Source organism: Streptomyces sp. NPDC044061 (genome assembly GCF_056434305.1).
Window position 1 is genome coordinate 40,198 of the sequence record NZ_JBWKFL010000054.1, and the last position, 5,469, is coordinate 45,666.

5 protein-coding genes are annotated in these 5,469 nt (G+C 68.9%); 1 reads left to right on the plus strand and 4 read right to left on the minus strand.

Annotated elements, in window-relative coordinates; genetic code table 11:
- Window positions 1–163 precede the first annotated feature (163 nt).
- The 4 genes from AC07CM_RS43820 to AC07CM_RS43835 form a co-directional block, all read right to left on the minus strand.
- Window positions 164–868, minus strand: a complete 705-nt coding sequence (locus tag AC07CM_RS43820; RefSeq protein ID WP_478882147.1) for a GAF and ANTAR domain-containing protein — start codon at window positions 866–868, stop codon at window positions 164–166.
- 167 nt (window positions 869–1,035) lie between these two features.
- The gene (locus tag AC07CM_RS43825; RefSeq protein WP_478882148.1) at window positions 1,036–2,340 is read right to left on the minus strand and encodes an MFS transporter; all 1,305 of its coding nucleotides are present in this window, start codon (window positions 2,338–2,340) and stop codon (window positions 1,036–1,038) included.
- An 834-nt stretch (window positions 2,341–3,174) separates the two neighbouring features.
- Entirely contained in the window at window positions 3,175–3,639 is a 465-nt protein-coding gene (locus AC07CM_RS43830) for a DUF4097 family beta strand repeat-containing protein (protein ID WP_478882149.1), read from the minus strand.
- Between the two features lie 326 nt (window positions 3,640–3,965).
- On the minus strand, window positions 3,966–4,376 hold the full coding sequence (locus AC07CM_RS43835) for a transposase (protein ID WP_478882150.1): 411 nt from the start codon (window positions 4,374–4,376) through the stop codon (window positions 3,966–3,968).
- Window positions 4,377–4,560: 184 nt separating this feature from the next.
- On the opposite strand from AC07CM_RS43835, the gene AC07CM_RS43840 reads away from it, so the two are divergent.
- Window positions 4,561–5,190 (plus strand): DUF998 domain-containing protein, encoded by a 630-nt coding sequence (locus AC07CM_RS43840; protein WP_478882153.1) that lies wholly within the window; start codon window positions 4,561–4,563, stop codon window positions 5,188–5,190.
- Window positions 5,191–5,469 lie beyond the last annotated feature (279 nt).

Consider the following 5,469-nt stretch of genomic DNA (forward strand, 5'->3'; position numbering starts at 1 on the left):
TTGGTGGGGAGGGGTTTAGGCGGCGGGAGAGCTACTCGCTTCTCCGTTGGTGTGGGCCTTCCCCTCTCGGGGGCCGCCCGGCTTCTCCCCTCTTTCTCCTCCCCCCCCCCCCCTGCCGCACTGCGCGCACCTGGTTGCGACGAGGGAACGGGACGACGGGGGATCAGGCCGGGTCGGTGCGCTTGTCCCGGATCTGCTGCGCCACGTCGCGCAACTTGACGTTGTGGTGCTGGGAGATGCGGCGGAGCACGCTGAAGGCGTCGTCCGTGCTCAGATTGTGGCGTTCCATGAGGATGCCCATGGCCTCACCGATGGCGTGCCGCGTCTCCATGGCGTGCTCGAGCTGGTCGATGGTGCGGGCGTCGGCCAGGGCGACGGCGGCGTGCGAGGCCAGTAGCCAGCCCGCGGTCTCGATGTCCTTGCCGAAGGCGCCCGGGCGGCGGGAGTAGAGGTTCAGCGCACCGAAGTCATCGTCGTGGGTGTACAGCAGCACGCCGGTCATGCTCCCGATGCCCAGCCCGCGGGCCGCCTCGGCGAACCGCGGCCAGGCCGGCTGGGGCCGGGTCATGTCCGCGATCCGAAAGACACGCTCCTGATCCGCGTCCGCGCGGCGGGCGAGATCGAAGCACGGCCCCTCACCCAGCTCGCCCTGCATGCGGTCGGACTCGCCGACCACGTCGCCACGGGCGGCCAGAGTCGTGGCCCGGCCCTTGCGCACCGCCAGGATCCCGGCGGCGTCACAGCCGTCGAGCAGTTGAACCGCCGACGCCGCGATCTCGTCCAGGGTCGCCTGGACCGAGTCCTGGGTCAGCAGATTTCGCGCGAGCAGAGCCATCTGCTCGGCGTATTCGCGCCAATCCACCGCCATCACCCGTCTCGATCACCTGTTCAGCCACGGTACAGCGACCTCTTCAGGGGCGCCGCTTCCCAGAGCAAGGGCCTCCAGTCCTGTAACTTTGAGTAACCGATGTGAGCATCTGGTAGCCGGGACGGGGACGGGGTAGCCGGATGCGGCCGAGCGCCCCAGTCGTGCGGTCACGCGGAGGGGGCCGGGGCCTCCGGCGGGGTCGGAAGCGTCCGCCCCAGGCGGGCGAGTGGCGACAGAGCCATCAGCACCGGAGACGACATCATGCCGGCGGCCGTCACCAGGAGGCTGGTCCGCAATCCCCACTCCTGCGCGAGAAAGCCACCGAGCAGCGAGCCGAGCGGTGTCATCCCCATGCCGGCAAACGTGATCGTCGCGGCCGTACGCCCCTGCATCCGGGGCGGAGCCATGCTCTGCCGCACAGCCATGACCGTGACATTCACCAGCTGTCCGCAGGCCCCGAACACGAAGTTGACCGCCAGGAGCACGGTCATCGTCACAGTGCCGGACCCGTGCATCGCCGGCACGCACAGCATCACCGCGTCGCCGAGTGCCGCCGCCGACACGAGTACGGCGCCGTAGCCGAAGCGGTTCGGGAGACGGGCGGCCAGCAGCGAGCCGAGCAACGCGCCCGGGCCCGTCGCCGCGAGCGCCAGTCCGACAGCGGTACCCGACAGAAGGAGTTCCCGCGGCAGGAAGACCAGATAGACGGTCATCGTGGCCGCGTAGGAGAACTGGAAGACAGCCGAGGCCAGTCCCACGGTCCGCAGCGAAGGCTCACGGACGACAAAGCGCAGGCCCTCCCGGATGCGCCGCCAGACCCGCGGGGGACGTTCCGAGTCGGCGAGGCCCGACTCCCGGCGACGGATCAGCCGGATCGGCAGGAACGACAACACGAAGCACGCCGCGCCGAAGGCCGTGGCGATCGGCGCCGACAGCATGGACACCAGCGCGCCGCCGAGGGCGGGGCCTCCGATCTGGGCAGCGGACCGGCTTCCCTCGAGTGCGCTGTTGCCGCGCACCAGGTGATCACGGTGCACCAGCCGCGCAAGGGAGGTCTGGTACGCCACGTCGAAGAACACGGACAGAGAGCCGACAGCGAACGTGACCACGAGCAACGTCGGCAGACCGAGCCCACCGAGGAGGCCGGTCAGGGCTGCGCCGCCCAGTGCCAGGGCCCGTCCGGCATCCGCCAGCACCATCACCGTGCGGGCCCGCCACCGATCCAGCCACGCGCCGACGAAGAGCGACAGCAACAGGACCGGCGCCTGCCCCGCCGCGCGGAGAGCACCCAGTTGGCCGGCGTCGGCGTGGAGCGTCATGACGGCCATCAGAGGAAGAACCAACAGAGCTGTCTGTTCGCCGAGTTGGGAAGCCGTCTGGCCCACCCAGAGCCGTTGGAAGTCGCCATCCCGCCACAGACTTGACGAGACAGGTCGACCGGAATCTGCATCAGCAGAAAGAACGGACGGCACAGGGACCCCTTGGCATGGCCGAAGACGAGATCCGCCACCCGACGCAGGCAGGTGCGCCGACGGCTTCAGGCAGCGGGAAGGGAAGGCTCGCTGTGCCGCGTATCAAGGGCAGCACGCGATGACAGGCCGCTCACGGCCTTCGACGTCAACGCGTGCTCGGACGACCGAGCATGTCTTGGCTCCTCGTGAGTCACTCGCTGCGCGAACACTAGCTGCCGGTCGGCAGGTCACGAAAGGTGATTAGGAGGCAGGCTGACTTTGGGGAGGCCGTTGACGAGCGCCGCTCGCCAGTAAGTTGCCTGTGACTCACCGCGGTCTGTGAGCCCCTGGGAGGCGTCGTCGTGCGTGCCATGCAATATGAACGGTTCGGCGGTCCGGAGGTCCTGGAAGAGGTCGAGGTGCCGGGCCCGGTGGCGTGGTGGGCGAGACCTTGGTCGAAGTGGAGGCCGCGGGCGTCTACTTCGGCGACATCAAACAGATCGCGGGTGAGCTCACCGACGGCCCGTATGCGATGAAAGGGCCCCTCCCGCACATCCCCGGCATGGAGGTCGCCGGCCGGACCGCGGACGGTCAACGGGTCCTCGGTTACGTCCGGCAGGGAGGCTACGCCGCCAAGACCGTGGTCGCCGATCGCGACCTGCCTCCTGTGCCACAAGGCGTGAGCGCGGGGGGCGGCACTGACCCTGCTCGTACAGGGACTGACCGCTTGGCACCTGCTGCGGTCGGTGGCCCACCTGCGACCCGGGGAGAGCGTCGTCGTCCCCTCCGCCGCGGGTGGGACGGGCAGTCTGGCGGTGCGGCTGGCCCGCGAGTTGGGGGCGGGTCGCGTCATCGCTACCGCTTCGTCCGGGGAGAAGCGTGCCCTGGCCCTGGAACTTCCAGGGGTGTTGCCGGGGTCAGGTCGATCGCGCCGTTCGAGGTCTGCGCCAGGATCCGCGTGCCCTTGACGTCCTTCCCGGTGATCCCGCCGTTGGAGGTCCTCACCTCCACCGCGCCGGAGACGCCGTTCATGTCGATGCGTCCGGAACTGGTCGTCACCTTCACCGGCCCCACCTTGGACAAGTGGACCCCGCCGTTGCACACTCCGCCGCTGACCGGGACACCGGCAGGCACGTCGACGGTGTAGTTGACCGAGCAACGGCTGCCGCAGCCACCGAGGATCAGCACGCCGTTCTCGATCCGGTGGGTGGCGCCCTTCGGCTTGTCGCCGCGATATTCGACCTTCCGGCGCGGAGACAGCTTCCCGCCGCCTTCGGTGCCATTGACAGAGACGCCGCCCGAACCGTTCTCCAGCCGCACGGAGGTGATCTTCCCGGACAGCGCGCTGCTGTCCTCGAAGGTCTCACCCTTGACCAGACCGCACGCGGCGAGTCCGGCGGCCGCGAGCCCGGCAAGCCGCTACGACTCCGAGGCAGCGGTATCGCTGACGCATGAATGTCCCCCAGCTCTGGAGAGTTGCCTGAACAGGCCCGAAGAAAGCGCTGGTCCAAGTGGCCCGACTCGGGTCCCAGCGCTCCTCGACGCTACAACGACCGCCATCACGCGACCATGGGGCAAACCCCCGGTTCGGCCGGCGGGCTGTCCTCGCTCCGGACGCTCCAGTGCGGGCGGTGCTGGGCCGAACGTCAGGCCCAGTGGCCCGCGGCGGCAGCCTTGGTGACGAAGTCCTCGAAAGGATGGGGCGGTCGGCCGAGGGCTCGTTCCGCACCGTCGGAGAGCGCGGCACCCGAGCCGCGGCCGACAGCCACGAGAATCTCGACGAACAGTCGCGCGACATCGGCTGGGACGCCTGCCGCGACCTGGCGCCGGACGAAGGTGTCCACGTCGACATCGACGTGCTGGATCGTGCGCCATCCAGCACCGGCATGCCGGCGCAGCCGTGCGGCCAGTGCCTCCGAGGTTCGGTCCGGCCACACGTCAACGACCTGGTGCGTTCCGACGTCGCCCATGATGGTTGCGTAGCGACGGCCCCGGCGGAAGGCGAACTCGTCCACGGCCGGCACTCGCGGGGCCTGGTGGTCCACGGCAGTGGGCACGCAGACGCCGCGGCAGTCTCATCCGCCGCGCCCGTTCGTAGGGTCCGCCCTACCCCGCTTCGTGGGGGCCACCGGAGTGCCTGAGGCTGGAGCCGCATGATCCGCTAGCTCGTACGGAAATCGTGCGACAGAAGGTGGTCAGGTGAGGGCTCGGATCGGTTGTTCCGCATGGATCGCGGGTGTGGTGCAGTTCTTTGTGATCCACGGGATCACAGAGTCAGCCTGGGCGAGACCGTACAGTTGGGCGCGGAACAACATCAGTGACTTGGGTAACGCTCATTGCGCCATGCAGCAGGAGCCCGAGCCACGGTATGTCTGTTCACCCGAACACGGCCTCATGAACGTCTCGTTCATCGCCCTGGGAGCGCTACTCGTCGTCGGCGCCGCCCTGACTGGCCCCATGTGGCGCCGAGGAGCGACCGCGACCGTGGCTCGGTTTCTACTGGCCGGTGCCGGTCTGGGATTTGCACTCGCCGGGCTGGCGCCTGCGGACGTCCACGAGAACCAGCATGTCCTGGGTGCCCTGCTCATCATGGGAACGGGCAACATCGGCCTTCTGCTGGCGGGAGTCGGTCTGTCGGACCGTGTTCCGGGTCTACTGCGTTGGGCCACCAGCCTGCCGGGAATCACGGCGATCACGGCCTCGGGGCTCTTTTCCTCGCACCACTACCTGGGACTGGGCATGGGAGGCATGGAGCGTGTCGCGGTGTTTCCTCTCCTGCTGTGGACGCTGGCTGTCGGCGCGCGTGGCCTGTTCGATCAGGCAACCCATAGGCAGGCCCCGGGCAGGTCCGTGACACTCACGGCTGAGTGAGGGTGCGAGTCCGGAGGAGCTCGGACGAAGCCCGGACCTGGGAATCGCCGGTCAGAGACACTCCGCGGGCGCGGCCCGGCGCGTAGGGTACGAGCGGCCCGGGGGGAGACGGTCCCCGGGGGCCTCGGTTTTTTGGAAAACACCTGCCGGGGGCGGGGAAGGGGGGGGGGGGGGGGGTTTTGTTGTGTTTTTCCGTGTTGGTGCACCCCCCCCCGCGGCCGTCTTTACCTTCCGAGGAGGGACCCCAGCCACCCCTGGTCACGGGAACAAAAAAAACCA